The sequence below is a fragment of the Pseudomonas sp. No.117 genome, from assembly GCF_054558395.1.
Window position 1 is genome coordinate 185,919 of the sequence record NZ_BAAJNP010000007.1, and the last position, 19,284, is coordinate 205,202.

At 55.7% G+C, this 19,284-nt stretch carries 17 protein-coding genes, 2 pseudogenes and 1 riboswitch; of the genes and pseudogenes, 10 read left to right on the forward strand and 9 right to left on the reverse strand.

Features of this window, described 5'->3' with window-relative positions; all coding sequences use genetic code 11:
- Window positions 1-371: 371 nt before the first annotated feature.
- The gene (locus tag ACYJP6_RS18075; RefSeq protein WP_459476483.1) at window positions 372-707 is read right to left on the reverse strand and encodes a response regulator; all 336 of its coding nucleotides are present in this window, start codon (window positions 705-707) and stop codon (window positions 372-374) included.
- A 426-nt stretch (window positions 708-1,133) separates the two neighbouring features.
- Between ACYJP6_RS18075 and ACYJP6_RS18080 the strand changes: the two genes are divergently transcribed.
- From ACYJP6_RS18080 to ACYJP6_RS18100, 5 genes are all read left to right on the forward strand, one after another.
- Window positions 1,134-1,508, forward strand: a complete 375-nt coding sequence (locus ACYJP6_RS18080; protein WP_459476485.1) for a response regulator — start codon at window positions 1,134-1,136, stop codon at window positions 1,506-1,508.
- Between the two features lie 233 nt (window positions 1,509-1,741).
- A complete protein-coding gene (locus ACYJP6_RS18085; protein ID WP_459476487.1) occupies window positions 1,742-5,512 on the forward strand; it encodes an ATP-binding protein in 3,771 nt (1,256 codons plus the stop codon).
- Between the two features lie 183 nt (window positions 5,513-5,695).
- Window positions 5,696-7,066 carry an IS3 family transposase gene (locus ACYJP6_RS18090; RefSeq protein ID WP_459476489.1) on the forward strand — a complete coding sequence of 457 codons (1,371 nt, stop codon included), beginning with the start codon at window positions 5,696-5,698 and terminating at the stop codon, window positions 7,064-7,066.
- A gap of 151 nt (window positions 7,067-7,217) precedes the next feature.
- A riboswitch (Fluoride riboswitch) is annotated at window positions 7,218-7,278 on the forward strand.
- Between the two features lie 107 nt (window positions 7,279-7,385).
- Entirely contained in the window at window positions 7,386-7,769 is a 384-nt protein-coding gene (gene crcB / locus ACYJP6_RS18095) for a fluoride efflux transporter CrcB (protein WP_027597932.1), read from the forward strand.
- Window positions 7,770-7,779: 10 nt separating this feature from the next.
- Window positions 7,780-8,130: a DUF190 domain-containing protein gene (locus tag ACYJP6_RS18100; protein WP_027597933.1), complete on the forward strand. Its 351-nt coding sequence runs from the start codon at window positions 7,780-7,782 to the stop codon at window positions 8,128-8,130.
- A gap of 165 nt (window positions 8,131-8,295) precedes the next feature.
- Here the strand turns inward: ACYJP6_RS18100 and ACYJP6_RS18105 are convergent, their stop codons facing one another.
- The 4 genes from ACYJP6_RS18105 to ACYJP6_RS18120 form a co-directional block, all read right to left on the reverse strand.
- Window positions 8,296-9,459, reverse strand: coding sequence for a TDT family transporter (locus tag ACYJP6_RS18105; RefSeq protein ID WP_027597934.1), 1,164 nt, complete (start codon window positions 9,457-9,459; stop codon window positions 8,296-8,298).
- Window positions 9,460-9,588: 129 nt separating this feature from the next.
- Window positions 9,589-9,963 carry a COG4315 family predicted lipoprotein gene (locus ACYJP6_RS18110; RefSeq protein WP_027597935.1) on the reverse strand — a complete coding sequence of 125 codons (375 nt, stop codon included), beginning with the start codon at window positions 9,961-9,963 and terminating at the stop codon, window positions 9,589-9,591.
- 25 nt (window positions 9,964-9,988) lie between these two features.
- Window positions 9,989-11,449, reverse strand: coding sequence for a YncE family protein (locus tag ACYJP6_RS18115; protein ID WP_037007585.1), 1,461 nt, complete (start codon window positions 11,447-11,449; stop codon window positions 9,989-9,991).
- 5 nt (window positions 11,450-11,454) lie between these two features.
- A complete protein-coding gene (locus ACYJP6_RS18120; protein ID WP_051398701.1) occupies window positions 11,455-11,808 on the reverse strand; it encodes a DUF305 domain-containing protein in 354 nt (117 codons plus the stop codon).
- Between the two features lie 130 nt (window positions 11,809-11,938).
- Between ACYJP6_RS18120 and ACYJP6_RS18125 the strand changes: the two genes are divergently transcribed.
- Complete coding sequence (locus ACYJP6_RS18125) at window positions 11,939-12,451, forward strand: RNA polymerase sigma factor (protein ID WP_027597937.1); 513 nt, start codon at window positions 11,939-11,941, stop codon at window positions 12,449-12,451.
- Between the two features lie 29 nt (window positions 12,452-12,480).
- Entirely contained in the window at window positions 12,481-13,203 is a 723-nt protein-coding gene (locus tag ACYJP6_RS18130; RefSeq protein WP_108576350.1) for an anti-sigma factor family protein, read from the forward strand.
- Window positions 13,204-13,410: 207 nt separating this feature from the next.
- On the opposite strand, the gene ACYJP6_RS18135 is transcribed toward ACYJP6_RS18130, so the two are convergent.
- Window positions 13,411-14,151, reverse strand: coding sequence for a MauE/DoxX family redox-associated membrane protein (locus ACYJP6_RS18135; RefSeq protein WP_459476494.1), 741 nt, complete (start codon window positions 14,149-14,151; stop codon window positions 13,411-13,413).
- A 332-nt stretch (window positions 14,152-14,483) separates the two neighbouring features.
- On the opposite strand from ACYJP6_RS18135, the gene ACYJP6_RS18140 reads away from it, so the two are divergent.
- The gene (locus ACYJP6_RS18140; RefSeq protein WP_459476496.1) at window positions 14,484-15,314 is read left to right on the forward strand and encodes an ion transporter; all 831 of its coding nucleotides are present in this window, start codon (window positions 14,484-14,486) and stop codon (window positions 15,312-15,314) included.
- 264 nt (window positions 15,315-15,578) lie between these two features.
- Here ACYJP6_RS18140 and ACYJP6_RS18145 read toward each other — a convergent pair.
- Window positions 15,579-16,430: pseudogene (locus ACYJP6_RS18145) on the reverse strand (IS5 family transposase).
- A 357-nt stretch (window positions 16,431-16,787) separates the two neighbouring features.
- A complete protein-coding gene (locus ACYJP6_RS18150) occupies window positions 16,788-16,964 on the reverse strand; it encodes a hypothetical protein (protein WP_155951382.1) in 177 nt (58 codons plus the stop codon).
- A gap of 233 nt (window positions 16,965-17,197) precedes the next feature.
- On the opposite strand from ACYJP6_RS18150, the gene ACYJP6_RS18155 reads away from it, so the two are divergent.
- Complete coding sequence (locus tag ACYJP6_RS18155) at window positions 17,198-17,431, forward strand: hypothetical protein (RefSeq protein WP_144949569.1); 234 nt, start codon at window positions 17,198-17,200, stop codon at window positions 17,429-17,431.
- Window positions 17,432-18,837: 1,406 nt separating this feature from the next.
- Window positions 18,838-19,119 (forward strand): hypothetical protein, encoded by a 282-nt coding sequence (locus ACYJP6_RS18160; RefSeq protein ID WP_027602314.1) that lies wholly within the window; start codon window positions 18,838-18,840, stop codon window positions 19,117-19,119.
- 40 nt (window positions 19,120-19,159) lie between these two features.
- On the opposite strand, the pseudogene ACYJP6_RS18165 reads toward ACYJP6_RS18160, so the two are convergent.
- Window positions 19,160-19,252 (reverse strand): annotated as a pseudogene (locus tag ACYJP6_RS18165) (DEAD/DEAH box helicase); the annotation flags it as partial.
- Between the last annotated feature and the right edge of the window lie 32 nt (window positions 19,253-19,284).

Consider the following 19,284-nt stretch of genomic DNA (forward strand, 5'->3'; position numbering starts at 1 on the left):
GATGGGTTTGAACCCTATTGCCACTGTAACGGCATGATTAGGCAGGACTTGATGGCCGTTCGGCGGCATCAGCGATCTGGACCAGCTTGAAGGTGGCCTGAGTTCGGGTAAGCGTCAGGATGACCCCAGCAGTTGGCCAACCACGATCGGGGTACCCGTCAGATAGAGCGTTTGCTCCCTGATCTCACCCCATGACCTCACCTGATCCAAGGTGCCATGCCGGGCTATGAACAGACTTCCAGCGATGATTCGACTTGTCAGCCCAAGGTCACCCTCCAAGGGGAGCAAATCATAAGCTGCCTCAGGGTCGAAAGAGAATGGAAGATTCATGTCACGACGGGAGTCGACATCTGGAACGCGTCCAAGATAGGTCAGCGAAAGGCGTCAGCGATCGCCTTTTCGAGCGCGTCAAGCAACCACGGCTTTTGCAAATAAACCACCTGTGCCGGTAGGTCTCGTCCAATTTCGTAGCCGTATCCAGTGGTCAGGACGGTTGGCAGATCAGGCCATCGACCGAGCAGCAACCGAACCAAATCGGTTCCTCTGAGCTGCCCCGGCAAGAGTTGATCGGTGATCAGCAGGTCGGGTTTGCCCCCTTGCAGAATAGCCACCAACGCATCATCCGCATTGTCGAAATAGGCGGCCTTTGCTCCGCGATCTGCAAAGAAGTCTTCAAGGATACTGCTAAGGGTATCGTTATCTTCCACGACAACGACTCGGAAGCTCGACAGATTAAGCATATGACCGCCGCGACTTTGGAGGGATTGAGCCGATGCCAATAGGAGGGCCTTTATAGGGGCAGCATGCCTTCGCTTTTATCGCCCTTAGGTATGCCATAGGAGGATAGCCGTAACCCACCTGCCGCACTGAAGACGCGCACAATACTCCGTAGCTATTCTGGATGCTGGATTTTTCTGCTTATTTCGGAAATTTTCGCCGGAGGTGATTGAGAGTGGGGCCTGCAGTCGTCGGCTGTTGGGGCTGTCTTCTCAGCTAGCCACAGCGAGCTTAGAATCAGCCGTCAGATCGCTGATCGCAGTGGTTCAGGTGACCGGCTCCACCCGTCGCCTGGATGAAAACGTTAGCGCCTGCTAGCACTCTATTGGCTGCTTCCATTATTTTTGGTGTTTTCCATGACAAGCCCTCAGGTTGCCGTTCTCGTGGTAGAGGACGAGCCGCTGCTCTTAGAGCTCATGACTGAGTTGCTACGCGATCTTGGGGCCAACGTCGTTGCGGTTGATCGTGCTGATGCAGGTCTGAGCTACCTGGAAGGGCATGCCAGTGAGCTCGGATTGGTCATTACTGACGTCATGATGCCTGGTCGACTCAATGGCCACGATCTCGCACTAGCAGTTGCGAATCGGTGGCCAGCCTTGCCGGTCCTTGTCACTTCCGGGTATTCCCCCCTGCAGAATCGGCCGATGCCGACAAATGCTGCATTCATCGCGAAGCCTTGGACGTTCCAGCAAATGGAAACGGCTGTCAAAGAGCGGCTACCCCTGCTATAGCTTCTTGAGATTTGCTCCGACGGATCTCCTGAAAGGATGCTACGAGATAGCGGTCGCCTAGCTGCCACAGCTTGTCTGATTGGTCAGACAACGCTGCGGTCCCAAGCTAGGATCTATCTCTTTATCGTGATAAGCATCTAACTCCGAATCCCTCATTCCCACAGGTCTCTCCCTTGCCTACCTCTCCTTCTCGCCTGGCTTTTCTAAACGTACCAGGCGAAATGGCTGCGCTCATGCGTGAAAAAGACTGGTCGCAAACGCCTTTTGGACCCATCGATACGTGGTCACCAGCGCTCCGCTCGGCGGTAAGCATCTGTCTAGGCTCGCGCTTTCCGATCGTTCTTTACTGGGGTGAGACAAGGGCGCTGATCTATAACGATGCCTGGAGCCCCGTTCCGGGTCGCAAGCATCCCTGGGCGCTAGGACGACCTGGTGCAGAGGTCTGGGCCGAGATCTGGGACATCATCGGCCCCATGTTCGACCACGTGATGGAAACCGGTGAGGCGACCTGGTCCGAGGATCAGCTGCTTCCACTGAATCGGTTTGGCTATGTGGAAGAGTGCTATTTCTACTACAGCTACAGTCCTGTGCGCGGTGAGAGTGGAGAGGTAGAGGGCATATTTACGGCCGTCACCGAGACGACCTATCGAGTATTAGCGGAGCGACGCGAGCGCCTGCTTCGTCATGTGTCTGAGGTCACTTCAAGCACGCGGGACGCTGGCGAAGCTTGCATTGCCGCCGTGCATGCACTGCACGGTTTGCCTGAGGAATCTCCATTCTGCCTGGCCTATCTTCGCGATGCCGCCACCGGCGATCTCAGGCGAGTGGCGGTAGCCGGTCTTGCAGAAGATGACAAATTGGCGCCGCTTCACGTCTCTGCCAATGAAACGGAGACGCCTTGGCCTTTTGCGGATGCTCGTACCGCACCCTGCCTGGACGGGGACCTCAACGGTAAACACGATGGGCGGCTGGCAGGTTTGCCGTGGCCAGAACCAGTAGAAGAGGCTCTTGTTATACCGATCATGGGTCCTCTCGGCGAAGAGCCCTATGGCTACCTCGTCTCGGGTCTAAGTCCTCGACGCCGATTTGATGCCGATTACGAAAGCCTGCTTGTCCGCGCGGCGGGACATTTGAGTACGGCGCTCAGTAATGCTAAGCGCTACGAAGAAGAGCGTAGACGTGCTGAGCAACTGGCAGAGCTAGACCGTGCGAAAACCGCATTCTTTTCCAATGCCAGCCACGAGTTTCGCACACCCTTGACCCTGATGCTGGGGCCTCTGGAAGACATGCTGGCAAGGCCGGATGAAGCAAAGGGTAGCCCGGCGGTAGGACGGCATGAGCTCGAGCTTATTCAACGCAATGGGCAGCGCCTACTTCGTTTGGTCAACTCGCTACTCGACTTTTCGCGCATAGAAGCTGGACGCATGCGGGCAAGCTTCGCACCGGTGGATCTGGCGGTTTACACGGCAGAGCTGGCCAGCAGTTTTCGCTCCGCCATGAGCCGCGCTGGGCTCGATTTTCGTATTGATTGCGAAAGCCTTGGCGAGCCGGTCTGGGTCGATCAGGAGCTATGGGAGAAAGTCGTCCTAAATCTGATCTCCAACGCGTTCAAGTACACGCTGGAAGGCGGTGTAAAGGTTCGCTTGGAGCGTAAGGCGGATAAGGCCGTACTGAGCGTAATCGATAGCGGTGTGGGTATTCCCTATAGCGAACTCGGCAAAGTCTTTGATCGCTTCCACCGTATCGAAGGCCAGATCGGGCGGACTCACGAAGGAACGGGTATCGGGCTGGCCCTCGTTAAAGACCTCACCGAGTTACATGGCGGTGAGGTTCGGGTATCAAGCCAGATCGGCGTAGGAACCACCTTCGAAGTCTTGATGCCTTTCGGCTATGGTCACTTGCCAGATGGAAGCCGTGTTCCTGCGCGTGCGCAAGTCTCTACTGCGACCCGTGCCGATACCTTCGTAGCCGAAGCGCTTCGTTGGCTTCCGGACTCGGATGGCAATGATCTGACATCGCCGAGTCTTGGTGATAGCCAAGGTAACGGTGTAGGACAGGGTGAGCGGATCATTCTGGCCGATGACAACAGCGACATGCGCGCCTATGTTGAGCGGCTACTGCGTGAAGCGGGCTATCAGGTGTTAGCCGTTCCAGACGGTCGTGCGGCCGTAGATGCCGCCCAAGAGTCCCTGCCGGATCTTGTCCTCTCTGATGTGATGATGCCGGTATTGGACGGTTTTGGCGTGATCAGGGCGTTACGAACCGATGAGCGTACCAGCGAAGTGCCCATCATCTTGCTGTCCGCTCGAGCGGGAGAGGAAGCGTCCATCGAGGGCATTGCCGCCGGCGCCGACGATTATCTGGTAAAGCCCTTCAGTGCGCGCGAACTTATCGCTCGTGTAGAAGGCGCGATGCGTCTGGCACGTTTGCGCCGGGAGACAGCCAATGCGCTGCGTCAGGCCAATGAGGTGCTGGAAATTCGCGTCCGCGAGCGGACCCGCGAGCGGGATCAGATGTGGGCTTACAGTCACGATCTGATCGGTATCGCCGATAGTCAGGGTATCTGGGTCAGTATCAACCCAGCCTGGACGCGGCTGTTGGGCTGGAGAGTCGATGAAATTGTCGGCAAGACGTCCGAGTGGCTGGAACACCCCGACGATCAAGCGCGTACGCGCAGTGAAGTCGCAACATTGGCGGCTGGTGCCCCCACCTTCAATTTCGAGAACAGGTTTCGTACTCGTAGCGGCACCTATCGCACCTTGTCCTGGACTGCTGTGCCGGAAGGTGGCTTGTTGTACTGCGTAGCCCGGGATGTCACCGCGGAGCGAGAGCGCAGTGTCGAGCTCGAGCAGGCAAAGGAAGCTCTTCGACAGAGCCAAAAAATGGAAGCCATCGGCCAGCTGACTGGCGGCATTGCTCATGACTTCAACAACCTGCTCACGGGGATCATGGGGTCCTTGGAATTGCTGCAGCGGCGCCTTGAAGGTCACCAACCGCGCGCCGAGCGCTACATCGGTATTGCTGTTGCCTCTGCCCAACGCGCGGCCGCATTGACTCATCGGCTACTGAGCTTCGGCCGGCGCCAGGCGCTGGATATGCAGCCCATCGATATGAATCGGCTGGTGACAGGTATGGAGTACCTGATTCAGCGCACTGTGAACGAAAATACGTTGCTGCGCTTGAATCTGAGTACCGAGGCTTGGCCGACCTGCAGCGATGTCAATCAATTGGAAAATGCCCTGCTCAACCTCTGTATCAATGCGCGGGATGCCATGCCTCAGGGCGGAATCCTTCAGGTCTGTACAGGCAACGTACGCAACCCGCAGCTATCGCTGGCGGCTGAGCGCTTGATCGGTGAGTTCGTCGAGTTATCCGTAATAGATACCGGCACCGGCATTTCACCTGAGGTTTTACTGAAGGTCTTCGAGCCGTTCTTTACCACCAAGCCGCAAGGCAAAGGAACAGGGCTGGGCCTGTCTATGGTGTATGGCTTTGTGAAGCAAAGCGGCGGCTACATCGACATCCACAGTGAGCTAGGCAAGGGAACGAAGATCTCGCTGCTGCTACCTCGCTATCAGGGTGAGGCAGCCGACACCGCCAAAATCAGCAATAAAGTGTTGCCTGGGTATGGCGAGCGCGTGCTGGTGGTTGAGGATGAGCCTGGTGTTCGCCTGCTTGTGATGGAGGTCCTGCAGGACCTGGGATACATCGCTATTGAGGCTGAGGATGCACAGAGCGCTTTAGAGGTTGTGCAACGCGAGCCTCGACTTGATCTGGTGATATCTGACGTAGGCCTACCCGGTATGGGTGGGAGAGAGCTGGTTGAAGAGATTCGACTTCAGCGGCCGGGTATCGGTGTACTGCTGATTACGGGTTATGCAGAGGACGCTACAAATGTGCAGCGCTTCTTAGGCCAAGATATGCATCTATTGCAGAAGCCATTCGCAATTGAGGTATTGGGCGCGCGTATTAGAGATATATTGGAAAATCAGGGCCAAGCCTGATGCTATGGAATACGGCGACCACGGGTCTGGAGGCGCCGGAGAAGGCATTTCATCCAAGGTGGTCATTGAGGGTGAGCGGCGTGACAGACGTCTGTTGCTGCGTTAAATGGCATAGACACCCCTTTGCTCTCTGAAGCCGATGAAATGACCCCCGAAAGTTGGACGCTGCCTTGAAGGCGTACCATGCCCAAGTACTCTCTAGCGTTCAAATTGAAGATCGTCGCTCAGTACCAAAAGGGCGATTGCAGCTACGGCCACCTCGCTAGGGTGCATGACGTCAGCGTGGTGCAGGTAAAAGGATGGATTGGCGCCTATGCCAATCACGGAAAAGCGGCTCTACAAAAGCGTTATCGTTATCACAGCATCGATTTCAAGATCGAGGTGGTGCGACAGATCGTCGAAGGCCTATCAATCCGACGGGCTAGTGAGCGATTTAGTCTCAATCGCTCCCAAATGCAGCGCTGGGTCGATGCGTGGCAGAGGTATGGTATCGAGGGGTTGGCCAGCAAACGCAGAGGTGACACCTTGCCCCTTCTTCCCGTTCCAGATCCATCCGCTTTCAAGCCCCACATCGCAAACCCAGTCCGAGAGCTAGAAAAGCAGGTTGCCTATCTGCAGGTCAAAAACGCCTTTCTGCGCAAAGCCATGAGCTTGGGTCTCAAGGACAGTGACCTGGACAATCAGCAGAAAGCACTTATCGTGCAGGAGTTGCGGTCACGATATCCACTTGATGCGCTTCTTCAGGGAGCATGTCTTCCTCGAAGCAGCTTCTACTACCACCTCAAGGTCACTCGCCAACCAGACAAACAAGGTGCCCGCAAAGAGAGCATCCGGACGATGTTCGCGCATCATCGGGGTCGCTATGGCTATCGCCGCATCACGCAGGCGCTACGCAATCAGGGGCAGCAGATCAATCACAAGGCAGTACAGCGGCTGATGGGCGAAATGTCGTTAAAGTGCACGCTGCGACGCCGTCGCTATCGTCCATTCACAGGGCCGGAGTCCTGCGTGGCGCCTAACCTGCTGGAACGCCGCTTTACCGCACCGCAGCCCAATCAGCGGTGGGCGACTGACATAACGGAGTTTCGTGTCAATCAAAACCGGCTATACCTGTCACCGATTCTTGACCTCTTCAATAAGGAAATTGTGGCTTTCGAGATAAGTGAGCGCCCATCGTTCGAGATGGTCTTACGTATGTTGAAAGACGGATTGAAGACCCTTCGGCCTCATGAGAAACCGCTCATCCATTCCGATCAAGGCTGGCACTATCAATACTCTGCCTACCAACAGCTGATCCGTCAGCATGGACTGACTCAGAGTATGTCAAGGCGAGCCAATTGCCTCGACAATGCGGCAATGGAAAGCTTTTTTGCAGTACTAAAATCTGAGCTTTTCCACTGCAACAGGTTCTCAAGCGTAGAGGAGCTGGCAGTAGCAATTCGGGCCTATATCGACTACTACAATAAGGAGCGAATCAAATTGGCACTGGGTGGGCGCAGTCCAGCTGAATATCGTCTGGCAATAGCGAAAGCTGTGAATACCTGTGACGAATAGGACGTTTGCCTCATAGCTACCGCAGAGTTGATCGGTTTCTAGACCCTCGGCGTTTGAGGAGTGCAGGCATGCTCCGGGTCTCAATAAGCAGTGGCAGGCATGTCGGCTTCAAGAACGAGCCATCTTCAAAGTCATCTGCTGCGCTGCTATGATCCGCTAAGGAGATGGCATTCCTCCTCAAACCGCCTCGTGCTGATGATGCCTACGTAACCCCTTGGCAGGGTGCGTAGGTGCGCCCTGTCTTTTTCGAGGACAGCGCTATGCACCGACCATATCCCTCCCCGGCCCCTAGTCTTCCATTCCCCTTGGGAGACGTTCCATGCTGAAGCCGCTCATAGCCATCGCACTCGGTGCGACCTTGGGTGCCTGGCTCCGTTGGATACTGGGCTTGAAGCTAAATGCCTGGTTCCCGTCGCTCCCGCCTGGGACGGTCGTTGCGAATCTTGTAGGTGGCTACATCATCGGAATGGCCGTAGCCATCTTCGCTGCTTGGCCCGGGATTGCGCCTGAATGGCGGCTGTTTCTGATCACCGGATTTTGCGGCGGCTTAACCACCTTCTCGACGTTTTCTGCTGAGACACTGATGCTAATCCAGCAAGGAAGGCTGCTCATGGCGCTGACTGCAATCAGCGTTCATGTCGTGGGGTCCCTGTGCATGACAGCCCTGGGTATCTTGACCATCAACCTGCTGCACCCACGCTAAAGGCAATAGCATGAACGACTATCTCGTTACGTTCTATACCGAACAAAATCGTCGCCATGAACATCAGCAGATTGGAGATTGGCTTCTGGATCTTGCTAAAGAGCTTCACCTAAGTGGCGCAACGTTGTCAGTGGCGGCTGAAGGCTTTGGCCAAGATGGAAAACGCCACTCCGCTCATTTTTTTGAGCTTGCCGATCAGCCCATCCAGGTAACGATGGCGCTGACTCAAATTCAACACGACATGCTGTTTCAACGCCTCGAATCGGAAGACTTGGCACTGTTCTACATCAAGACGCCTGCCGAGATTGGCACGGTAGGACGCCACCGCCCTTCCCAAGAGACAGAGTCATCCTCGTCCTGAGCTGACGCACCTTTGAATCGGTTAAGGCGGCCGCGGTAACCAACGGCATCAAGGGATGGCTTTCACTGAGCCCCATTTGCGGACTCATCAGCTCACTCGTCGTAGAGAGTGGGCTGATGGTCCTAGCTTGGTAGCGTTGCTCAGCGAGGCGCCACCTAATCGACCTCATTTGCGTGGTTGCAGATGAGCAATGCAAGGCGAGACGAACAGCGTCCCGCGGTAGGCACCGGCTAGGGTGCGTCCCGCGACCACCGCCCACAGAGCAGTCAAGGCGACGACCAAAAAGGCACCGAAGACGGTAAGGAAACCTGACCCAAGCGTGCTTCCCAAACGTAGCGTCGTGACGGCATAGACGCCCAGTGGAAAAGTAAAACCCCACCATCCCAGGTTGAAAGGGATGCCGTGGCGCGCGTACTTCAGCGTGATCAGTATGGCAAGGCTCATCCACCACAAGCCGAGTCCCCATAGTAGGATCCCGCCAATTACGCCTAGCCCCTGCGCGACGGCGCCAATTCCGGCCATACCGTGAGCAGCGAAGATGACCGGCGCGTCGCTGCCCATCACGAGCAGACCCAACGCACCTGTACCAATGGGGCCAAGCGATAACCAGCTCGATGCAGCCATGTTCTCGTGAGGCAGCTTGTGCAGTGCCATCCGCAATAGCAGGATCACGAGGACACTTAGGGCGACAGGTACCGAATAGGCCCAAAGCACATAGCTGGTCACCAGCACGGTGAATTGGTGCCCGCCATCGGCTAGGTGCGGTGCCAACAGCCCGCCACTGGCAGCGGCCACTTCGGCGGCTACCACAGGTAGCAACCATACCGCCGTCATTTGATCGATGCTGTGCTGCTGACGAGTAAACATCAGGTACGGAATCGCTACTCCGCAAACCAGTGCCATGGCCGCATCGACCCACCAAAGTCCGGTGGCAATCGTGACAGCCACCTCACCCCATCGTGGCAGCCCAAAGATCAGCATCCCGTTGATGATTGTTGCCAACCCCATCGGAATGGTGCCGAAGAACATCGATACGGTGGAGTGGGCAAAAATTTGCTTGGCTTCGTTGTAGAACAAGATCCAGCGAGCGGCATACAAGCCGCTGAATAGAACGAAAAGCAAAATGTTGAACAGCCACAGTCCTTCGGCGATCAGACGCAAGCCGGGTACCGACGCGGGAAAACTCGCTAAGGCGATTGCCAAAATACCGGTGCCCATCGTTGCCGCAAACCAGTTGGGGGTGAACTGGCGAACGACTTCGAGCGGCTGCTTGAGCTGGCTGAGCGGCTTGCCGCCGGTGCGCAGGGCTATAGCATCCTTTAATGTCATGAGGTGAGCTCCGCTGAGGAATGCAAACAGTCTAGCCCGGCTCGATTATCTGAAAAATTGAATATGATATAAAAAGTAATCTACTAAATGGATAAGCAGTCCCCGCTGTCCGCAGGGACTGCTCCACGATCAAGGCTTCGCGACGTGCCAGACTTGATTGACACCTTCACCGGTCGTTTCACCGGGCTTGCTGTCCTTTACCCAGGTATAGAGTGGCTGCCCCTTATAGGCCCATTGCTGGCTACCATCCTCACGCTGTACTACGGTATAGCCGTCACCGCTCTTGGCCCCTGCCGGTGCCATCAGCGGCGGCCAGTTCTTGGCGCACGGGCCGTTGCAGGCGGACTTACCCTCGCTGTCCTTGGTGAAGGTGTAAAGCGTCATACCCTTTTCATCCACAAGCACCTTACCCAAGGTGGTGTCGCCAACCTTGGCGGGCGTGGCCGCCACGGCCAGCCCTGTCATGGAGAAAATGGCAGTGGCAATCAACACTTGTCTGAGCATGCTGGACCTCGATGGTTATTGGTTATTAGTATTTCGATTGGAGCACTTGCACTTGCACGGGAGCACCTGGCGCATCGGCTGCACCAGGTGCGATGACGAGGTAGCGCTGTTCATCCGCCTGGGATTGCTGAACCAGTTGGCGTATCGGTCCTACCGCATTCACGATAGCTGCGCCGGCGGGATTGGTTTGAAAAGCGGCGAGAGACTCAAGAGCGCCGCTACCGTCTGCATGACGAGCCAACGCTAGTACATAGGGCTGCTTGGCCACCAGGCCCGTAACCGAGGCCTGCAGGACCTGAGTCAAGCCCTGGTCGAAAAGTGTCACCTGAGTGGTATGACGTTCGTGTTGACCCGGCGGAGCCAGGGCGATCTGAATACTCTTGGCGGCGCTCCCTAACGGCTTAAGATTTGCCAGCCCAGCGCCCTGGGTAGCGGCGCGGGGAACGTAGACCAAAGCCTGGGGCGCCTGCCCCACGGGTACAGTGGTTTCAACGCTATTGGTCAGCGTATTGATGACGGCCACACTGTCAGCATTCTCTAGTCCCACGTACAACCGCGTGCCATCTCCTGACGGCCAGAGACCGTGGGGCAAAGCGCCAACAGGAATGCTGGCGACTTGGCTGAAATCATCGGTTCGGAAGACCTTGACTCGATTTTCTCCGCCTACCGTTACATAGGCGAAGCTTCCGCGGGCATTGCGAACCAAGTTGACGTGATTAGTGATCGCGCCAGTATCAAGCGTCTTAATCAAGCTGAACGGCGGTTTGGCTGCGAACACCTGGGTCTTACCGACATCTTTTAGGGTGAGCCAGACCTGTTGGCCATCTGCAGACGCAGCGATGTTGGGGCAGAAGGGACTCGCCTGAGCGACGCGGCCAACAATTCGATGCTCGGCAACCGAAACCACTACGGTTTCCGGAGTGAACGAGGAGCAGACGTAGCCATAGCGGCCATCAGGGGAGAAGATCTGCATGCCAGGGCCTGGCGGTACGCCAATTCGCGTCTTCTCTTTGAAAGTCACCGGGTCGATCACGGCGATATAGTCCTCGCCCCGTACCGTGACCCAGAGCTCTTTGCCGTCAGGGGTGAAAAAGGCTTCATGAGGCGCGCGACCCAGATAGGTTTTACCCTTCACCTGGTTGTTGGCGGTGTCGATGAAGGACACGGAGTTCGAGCCTATCGCTACGACGGCCAAGGTTCGCCCATCTGGCGAAAATCCCAAGCCATGCACCAGTAGCTCGCCCTTGTACAAAGGACTCAAGTTCTTGGGTTGGCTGTCGCCTAGGGTGATGACGCCGAGCAATTTTTCCGTGCTGGGATCAATCACCGATACCGTGTTGGAGAACTGCTCCGCCGTATACACACGGTCTTGGGAACTAATCGTGATGTCCGGTTGTGCAGCAGCACGCGGAACTTGACCGGCTGAAGCGGTGCAGGAGATTACTAACAACACAGCGGCGAGCGGGGTGAGCGACAATCGAGGCATGAGGATTACCGAGTTGGAGAGGCGGGCAATTCAGAAAGCGCCTGCTGCATGACGGCGATTTCCTGTTGTTGGGTGACAATGATCTCTTGGGCCAGACGGCGTAGGCGTTCGTTATGGCCATACCGCAATTGGATCCGTGCCATTTCGATCGCACCCTGGTGATGTGCCGTCATCTGGGTCACAAAGTCGCGGTCTACGTTGCCACTGCTGGGCTTGTGCATCGCGGCCATCATCTGATCCATGGCCTGACGGTTGTCGGCCTGCGCCGTGGCGGCGCTGCTATCAGGTTCGGCCCAGGCAATGGGAAGCACGAGCACCAGAAGGGTGACTGCCAACAACGGGTGTTTGACTGAAAACACGTGGCGCTCCAGCAGACTGGTGAGTTTCCAATGCAGACGTTTGTACGGTCTGGGTTATTCCATACCTACAAAAATAAAAATTGTGGGGAATAAAAGGTCAGCTCAAGCGTCTGTCAGCGATACCAGGGGAATGTCCATGCTTGATGACGCCATGCTTTCTCAGCTACTACCGTCTCTGCGTCGCTTCGCAAGATCGCTTACTCGTCACGAAGCCAGCGCCGATGACTTGGTCCAGAGTTGTCTAGAACGGGCGCTTACGCATGGGAACACGCGCTGTCCCGCCGGTGATGTGCGAGCCTGGCTGTTCACCATCCTGTACCGCCAATTCGTTGATGGCCGACGTCGTGAGCGCCGCTATGGTCGTCTGTTGGAGTGGCTGGGATTCCAAGAGGTCCCGGTTGAGCCTTCGGCTGAGACGATCTATCTGGATCAAGAAGCGTTGACGAATCTTGAGAGACTCAATGACGAACAGCGTGCCCTGCTGCTGTTGGTCGCGGTGGAAGGCATGAGCTATCGCGATGTATCACAGGCGCTTGGCATTCCACTGGGAACCGTCATGTCTCGTTTGGCGCGGGCACGCGCGGCCTTGAGACAGATCCACGAAAGTCCTTTGGCTACCGCCGCTTTGCGAGTATTGAAATGATGTATCGACCTCCTACTCCTGAAGAGTTGATGGCTTATGCCGACAATCAGTTGGATGCGCTGCGGCACGAGGAGGTGATGCGCTATCTTGCAACCCATCCGGAAGATGCCGCACGGGTAGCTGATATCCGCGAGCAGAATCGTCGGCTACGGCTGATTTTTTCTCCCGTGCTTGAGCCTTTACCGACACACCTTATGCCAGCAGTCGTGCGACACCGGATAGTCGCCAGACGTAAAAGACGTATGACTTATCTCGCTTCGCTAGTGCTGACGTTAGGCCTGGGTAGCGGCTTAGGGTGGCAGGCACGGGAATCGATGCTGCGGCGGGCGCACGTTCCAATGGCGGATGCCGTGGAGGCTTATCGACTATTTGCGAGCGCCGAGGGGCGGCCGCCAGTCGATGTAACCGGCCAGGACGGTGCGATTCAGCATTGGCTTGAAAGGACATTTGTGCAGGCGCCCGCCCTCCCTAACCTGGAGCGCTTCGGCTTGATCCCAGTGGGTGGTCGTCTCATGGCCACGGACACCGGCGCCGCCGCGATGGTGCTCTACCGGGATACGAAAGGGCGCCAAGTGATCTTCTATGTGCGGCATCCCAACAGCCAGCGCGACGTTGGCCACGGATCTCGTAGGGAAAGCGATGTTACGGCTGACTATTGGTCAGGACAGGGCTACAACTTTGCGTTGGTGAGTCCTAGCGAAGCATCGTTTGATACCTTGCGTGAGGCGATCTCGCAGAGGCCACCTCTCTAGTTCCCGTTCAGACCAGTGCTCGTTGCTTGAAACCAACCCTGTCCAACATTTGGGGGTCATTTCACCGAGAGTGGAGGCCCTTTATGGCCACTAGGCTCTGTACGAAAAGTCGCCGAGCGCAGGTCCTTTTCGTACAAAGCTTAAAGAGATGAACGGTTTCCCACCCGCCCCGCCATGGGCGGGCCTGGCCAATGCCGGGTCCGCTCGCTAGCGCACCAGCATCCAGATGCCCATGCCTATCATGACCAGATTCTCGGTCAGTGAAACGAAGCCCAACGGCACGTTGCTATCGCCTCCCACGCATGCGCATTTGAGTTCGCGCTTATCGAGGTAAACCGCCTTGAACACCGAGATCGCGCCCACTGTTCCAAGCACCAGCGCCACCGGCGCGGCCAGCCACGTCAAGGCGCCTGCCACCATCAGCAGCCCGGCCAGGGTCTCACCATAGGGGTACACGTAAGCGTAGGGCACCACGCGCTGCGCCAGCAGATCGTAGCCCAGGAACATGTTGGAAAAGCCTTCCACGTCCCTCAGTTTGAGCATACCGAGCAAGGTCATACTGAGGGCCAGGAACCATTCGACGACACGCCCACTGATGATCGTGCCATAGGCGGCATAGGCGATGGCGAATGCCAGCAGCAAGGCCACGGCGAATACGGCCAATACCGGGCGGTAACGGGTTGATTTGGGATCGACGACCGTTTTGCCGAAGAAGCGCCGAACGTCGTCATAACCGCCGATGCGCTGGCCGTCGATATAGGTTTGGGGCGTGGTATCAACACCTTCCTTGCGTTTGAACTCATCGACTTGCTCGCGCGTACGCAACCAATGGTCATCGATGCTGTAACCCTCGCGTTTGAGCAGATCGCAAGATTTTAGGCCAAACGGGCATAGATGCTTAGGCATCACCATGCGGTATAGCACGGCATGTTTGCGGGGATCGTTCATCGTCGGTTCTCGTGCGGGCTAGTCTCTATGACGACTTCCAACATCTCGAGAAATTCAAGCAGCCAACCGGATCCCGGCGACGGATGACCGACCCGGCTCGGTCATCCACCAACTTGCTCAAGGCGGGCCCTCGCACCGTCCGCGCTGGCGCCGGCTGGCCTGCTTGGCTTCTGCGCCAAGCGTACCCGCGACATCGCCAACGAACCGACCCACACCCTCATCGTGCCACCCTGACGCGACTAGGTGCCTTACCAAAGCGGATCGAAGAGGACGCAATTCGAACGCATGTCTTGTCACTATCCATTATGACTGCAAAGGAGACAGGAATGGCTATGGCCCCACATCCTCGCCCAGGCACCTGGCGAGAGCGCCTCTACATCATCATCTTTCACACCTACACCCCGGCGGGAAAGCTGTTCGACACGGCGCTGCTGCTGCTCATCATGGCCAGCCTAAGCGTCGTGATGCTGGACAGCGTCCAAGCCATGCATCAGCGTTACGGCACCTGGTTGTATGGCCTGGAATGGACGTTCACCGCCCTGTTTGCCATCGAATACGTGATGCGCGTCGTCACGTCGCCAAGGCCAAGAGAGTACGTAACCAGCTTCTATGGCCTGATCGATCTACTGGCCGTGCTGCCGGCATTCATAGCCCTGCTGTTTCCGGATGCTCAATACTTCCTGATCATTCGGGTGCTGCGGATGCTCCGAGTGTTTCGCGTACTTAAGCTTGCGCCCTACCTGAGCGAGGCCGACTTTCTCATGGTCGCGTTAAGCAGCAGCCGCCAGAAGATCACGGTCTTTCTGCTCGCCATCTGTACGCTGGTCACCATGTTTGGCACCTTCATGTATGTCATAGAAGGACCGGCCAACGGCTTTACCAGTATTCCCCGCAGCATTTATTGGGCCGTGGTGACCCTGACGACGGTCGGCTTCGGCGACATGGTGCCCAAGACCGCGCTAGGGCAGACCTTGGCCGGCATGATCATGATCACCGGCTACTCCATCATCGCCGTCCCCACCGGCATCTTTACCGCCGAACTCGCCAACGCGATGCGCGGCAGCGTCATCGCTCATGACTGCCCACGCTGTCGGAAACCCACTCACGAACCCAATTCTACCTATTGCAACCGTTGCGGAAACCACCTGTTTCCAGAGACCTGACATCAGCGGTGCTTAACGGCGGTGAGACAGGCCCTGACCAAACCGCACTCCAATTGTGCCGTTACGCGCCCACGCCTTGCGATGTGCCAAACGCCAATGCAAATGCCTTGCATAAACCTGCTCGCCAACTGATCACGACAGGTTGAAAGGAATATTGCCTACGCTGCAGGTGGTAGACCAGTTGAGTGGGCATGATCGAAAGAGGATCTAGCCGCCTATGAGAGATCTCCGAGATAAGGACTCGGCCTCTCTGGAATGCAGGAGCTAGGTTTTGTATGAAAAGTATTGCCGCATACAGCGCAGGCTGCAGGCCAGCATGACCCTGGCCGAGAAGCTTCTCGCCAGCTTGTCGTAGCGAGTGCAGGTTCGGCGATTCTCCTTTAGCCAGCCAAACATGCGCTCGATGATATTGCGCTGGCGATACTTTGGACGATTAAAGAGTCGAGGCACGCCAGGCCGGGGTTTGCGTGGCATCGGGCGCAACGGGATCACCTGCTGCATTCGGTAGCGGTCGCGGTAGTGACGCAGCTGTTCTGCGTCATAGCCCTTATCGGCCAGTAAGCAGCGACTGCGTTTACGCGACTGCCCCGGCTTACCGGGAACTTGTACCCGATCCAGCAACGGCTGGGCATGGGCGATATCACTGGCTTTTCCCGAAGAAAGCGTGAAGCGCAATGACACACCATTGGAATCGCAAACCATCTGAATCTTGAATGTCAGGCCACCCCGGCTGCGTCCCAGAGCATGGTCTAGCGGTTCTCCAGATCCCCCTTTTCCCGCCACCTGAAGAGACTCGGGTTGCGCGCTTCGCCGTGCAGTCGATCCTCCAGGTGTCCAGATCGATCAATCCTTCCTGGTTGAGTCGAATGTGCAAGCGCTCCAATATCCGGTCGAACGTACCGTCATCGCGCCAGTCACGAAAACGCTGATACACCGACGATCACGGCCCGAATCGTTCCGGCAGGTCTCGCCAGGCAGCGCCCGAGCACCGGATCCCCAGAGTTCCATGCAGCACCAGACGATCATCGCTGCGTGGGCGACCCATTTTCTGCTCTGGAGAAACCAGATCCTTGATCAATTCCCACATGCGTCGGAGAGTTTGTAGCGCTTTGCCATGCGGATCCCCAGCCAATCATACCGGAGATTTTAACCGCACCGACTTTTCACACAAAACCTAGCTGCCCTACGCTAACGGCCAATAGCAGTCCTTCATCACTGGATTAAAATCGGTCGAAAGCGGACAGGTAGGAAAAAAGCTAACAGTGAAGAAGTTCGCCTATCGTGTAATAAAACCCACAGCCCATAGACAGACTTATTTAAGTCAACGAACCCAATACAGCCTGGCAATAAGTGGAGTGTGTCGGAAAATATATCTGCGCCATAGACTTGCCAGAATATGCCGCCATCCAGGCATATGCGGGTAATCTCCAGCTCGCCGTTAGCGCTTCAATGTTAGATGACCGCTAGTATAGCTCAGGCTTTGATAATTACTGTATCTGCATCTAGTGGAAGATGTGAGCCTTTAACCCGCAATTCATTGATGGCGTAAAGTATTGTCAGGTTCAGGGCCTCTGCGCTTCGCATGGTTCGAGGGGTGATGAATCTGAAGACACTGGCGTAAATTTCAATATCCAACAGCGTCAAAAGCATGCCACTATTCCTATACTCAATAAAATGCTTTATAGGTGGGTCTAACGCAGACAGCGCCTGTCGGAGGTCGTCCATTTCGATTTCCGCTCATCTAACCAAAGGCTATAATGAGAAGACACCTGGTAAGATAGACTGTTATCCACCGCTCATCAGATGAGCGAAAACGTGATATTGCCATAGATACTATCTCTCATGAATGGTTATCGTAGCGATTTTCACTATAGGAGCGTGGCATGAAAGAGCTGGATAGAAAGCACGGAATAGAGCTGCTCGAGCGGTACTCAGCGGAACAAGACGCCATTAATCAGCTACTACGTCAAATTTATGAATGTCATGGAACAGCTGATACCGAAGCTCTTCGCAATATGCTGGGTCTATGCATTGTCGAAATTCAAGAACGACAAGAGACGGTTTTAAAGGCGTTTCGCTTTCTATTGGAATCTGACGCAAGACCTCAAGAGACCTAGCGAGACGGTAGTCGCGACCTAAAATGCGAAGTGCATCGCTTAATTTTGGGATTTTCTCATTATCGTTTCGCTTGCGCAAATTTAACACGGCGAGGAGCTAACTCGGCAGACTTTGCGAGCTAAGGCATGATATTCAAAGTAAAGCATCTTGCTACTGGCACGTAAAAACCTCCTTATGGTGCTGGTATGCCGGCAACTACGAATGGAGTTGAAAAATGAGCGAAGCAAGAAAATTGTACGTTGGCACCAGAGAAGTCGAACATCTCACCCGGCAAAAAATCAGCATCGAATAACTGAAATTATCAGCTGATAGGGTCGTTTTAGAAATCCTGTTCCAGCGTTACGCGGAGAATCTCGAAAAAGTCCGCATACTTGAGCTTGACTTGAATAGGCTTAAGGTCATTCACTGAGGTTTGAATAGCCGGTTCTCTAGCGAAATCTTGGTTCAAGCAGAGGTAGCCCCGAAACACTGCAGCGATCAAGGATGTCATTCTCGGCGTGGTCGTTAGTTACACCGGCATTGACGCGGGAGAAGAACTTGCAGAGTTGGTTAAGATCCCAGGCCAAACCAATGCCGCCGGCCGTGCCCCATCTAACCAGATTTTCACCGCCCCAGTCAGATGGATCCATTTTTTACTTTAGAAAAGAAAAAGCCCGGCGCAATGGCTGGGCTTTGTTTGGTTTGCAATTAAGCTAGCGAGGCGCTGGCTCTTGGTCGTCGATATCGCCCGTCACCGGATCTTCCGGAGCGTCCAAATCGGAATCAGGCTGATTTGCTGGGTCGGCCTGGTCAGGGTCCAAGGGTTCAACCGCATCAGGCTCAGTAGCCTGCGCGAAACGAGAACCCGCGATAGCCGCGTCAATCCCGAATAGCGATCTCACTATCATGGCCGGCGCAATCGGCGAACTGAAGCGTTGGAAGACTCTGGACGTAGTGATCATTTACCACCTCACATTGAGGCCGAAAATGGCCTCATAAGCTTGGAAGTGGAAAACACACGCTCGTTCAGTGGCCACTATTACCGACGGTCCCTATTGTTAGGGATTCACTTTCTCGTTCCTATCGGCCGCCTTCGAGCGGTCGGAAAGCGCTTGTTGACGGAGCTTTGCAATTTTGGTTAAGCGGATCTGAGCGTTCCGTGCCTGAGTCTCTTCAAGCGTAGGCGGAAGGTCTTCCGGGGCTGCTCCTGCATCAATTCTTGGTCTTCGAATATCTGACATCGTTGTCTCCCATGTTTACGATATATGCTCTGCATGGGAAGGGGTAATCGGTGCACAGTTCAGTGGCCACCATTACCGGTTGTCTGAAGACAAAGGCAAAAGTTCGGTGAAAATCCGATCCGCTTACGCTTGACCGAAACGTACCCTCCTTTGCCAAGCTAGGTAAGTCGCACGTGGAGGTAAAAATGAGTCATCAAGTAAATAAATTCAGTCTTACCTCCTACGTGGAGGCGTTCTTCCCATCAAACTTCGAGGTGATGCTCGAACGAAGCGAGACCAATCCTGACGATAGGATCCTCACCGTCTGCGACGTAATAACTGACAGGACCACGAGCTATGAAGGTCCGTTGCTCGCAATTCTGGACATCTGTTCGATGGGCGCGATCGCGGCCGACCTCTGCAACGAGCTCTGCGGTCACGCCGCGACGCGCCGTGTGGAGATCAGCAAGCTAAGGAAATGGTCGTAAGGGATATGATCGTAGGCAGGCGTCAGCCACTCGTCATCTAGGCCACCGCGATTTTTTCGGCCCTCACCTGCAGGCAGGTGATCTGCCAACTGCCGGCGTAGCCGAAGAACAGCACCCGTATAACCTGCTTCTGGTCGTTTACCGCCCTCGCCGAAGGTCAGCTAC

What these genes read in the sequence shown, in the direction of transcription:
- ACYJP6_RS18080 (WP_459476485.1), top strand. Translation starts at nt 1,134, where the DNA reads ATGACAAGCCCTCAGGTTGCCGTTCTCGTGGTAGAGGACGAGCCGCTG.
- ACYJP6_RS18085 (WP_459476487.1), top strand. Translation starts at nt 1,742, where the DNA reads ATGCGTGAAAAAGACTGGTCGCAAACGCCTTTTGGACCCATCGATACG.
- ACYJP6_RS18090 (WP_459476489.1), top strand. Translation starts at nt 5,696, where the DNA reads ATGCCCAAGTACTCTCTAGCGTTCAAATTGAAGATCGTCGCTCAGTAC.
- crcB (WP_027597932.1), top strand. Translation starts at nt 7,386, where the DNA reads ATGCTGAAGCCGCTCATAGCCATCGCACTCGGTGCGACCTTGGGTGCC.
- ACYJP6_RS18100 (WP_027597933.1), top strand. Translation starts at nt 7,780, where the DNA reads ATGAACGACTATCTCGTTACGTTCTATACCGAACAAAATCGTCGCCAT.
- ACYJP6_RS18105 (WP_027597934.1), bottom strand. Translation starts at nt 9,459, where the DNA reads ATGACATTAAAGGATGCTATAGCCCTGCGCACCGGCGGCAAGCCGCTC.
- ACYJP6_RS18110 (WP_027597935.1), bottom strand. Translation starts at nt 9,963, where the DNA reads ATGCTCAGACAAGTGTTGATTGCCACTGCCATTTTCTCCATGACAGGG.
- ACYJP6_RS18115 (WP_037007585.1), bottom strand. Translation starts at nt 11,449, where the DNA reads ATGCCTCGATTGTCGCTCACCCCGCTCGCCGCTGTGTTGTTAGTAATC.
- ACYJP6_RS18125 (WP_027597937.1), top strand. Translation starts at nt 11,939, where the DNA reads ATGTCCATGCTTGATGACGCCATGCTTTCTCAGCTACTACCGTCTCTG.
- ACYJP6_RS18130 (WP_108576350.1), top strand. Translation starts at nt 12,481, where the DNA reads ATGGCTTATGCCGACAATCAGTTGGATGCGCTGCGGCACGAGGAGGTG.
- ACYJP6_RS18135 (WP_459476494.1), bottom strand. Translation starts at nt 14,151, where the DNA reads ATGAACGATCCCCGCAAACATGCCGTGCTATACCGCATGGTGATGCCT.
- ACYJP6_RS18140 (WP_459476496.1), top strand. Translation starts at nt 14,484, where the DNA reads ATGGCCCCACATCCTCGCCCAGGCACCTGGCGAGAGCGCCTCTACATC.
- ACYJP6_RS18150 (WP_155951382.1), bottom strand. Translation starts at nt 16,964, where the DNA reads ATGCTTTTGACGCTGTTGGATATTGAAATTTACGCCAGTGTCTTCAGA.
- ACYJP6_RS18155 (WP_144949569.1), top strand. Translation starts at nt 17,198, where the DNA reads ATGAAAGAGCTGGATAGAAAGCACGGAATAGAGCTGCTCGAGCGGTAC.
- ACYJP6_RS18160 (WP_027602314.1), top strand. Translation starts at nt 18,838, where the DNA reads ATGAGTCATCAAGTAAATAAATTCAGTCTTACCTCCTACGTGGAGGCG.